Genomic DNA, 435 nt, shown 5'->3' on the forward strand with positions numbered 1-435 from the left:
CCGTGAGGCGCCCTGCCCGGTTCACGTGGGGCTGGTATAAATTTGACGCGCAAGTCCTGTTGCAGGCCTCGACGCGCCCCCTCTCCCGTGCGGGAGCGGGTTGGGTGAGGGGCCGGGTCTATCTGGATAGGTCGCACCCCGCACCCTGTCCCTCTCCCGCACGGGACAGGGGGCCCGCGCCCTTCACGAGCGGCCTTGGGGCCCACTCTCCCCATCGCACACGGAGAGCATTTGGCGCCTTCTCACTGCGCGAAATACGGGTCGGGGCGGGCCAGCATCCGCCTGAATGCCGCCCCCTCTTTTTCCGGGGCGCCCCGGATCGCGATGGCATCGGAGCCGCCTGCGTATTTCCCGGCGGTCGTGGCCGCGCTGCGGGCGGAGGGGCGGGTGCTCGGCGCCGCGCGGGCCAGCGGCGCCGCAGTTGCTCGGCCCGTG

The 435-nt window shown here is 72.2% G+C and carries 1 pseudogene; it reads right to left on the reverse strand.

What is annotated here, in order from left to right:
- Window positions 1–242: 242 nt before the first annotated feature.
- Window positions 243–435, reverse strand: a pseudogene (locus tag MKL11_RS02870) (class II aldolase/adducin family protein); the annotation flags it as partial.

The organism is Methylobacterium sp. J-077 (assembly GCF_022829365.1).
Taxonomy (GTDB): domain Bacteria; phylum Pseudomonadota; class Alphaproteobacteria; order Rhizobiales; family Beijerinckiaceae; genus Methylobacterium.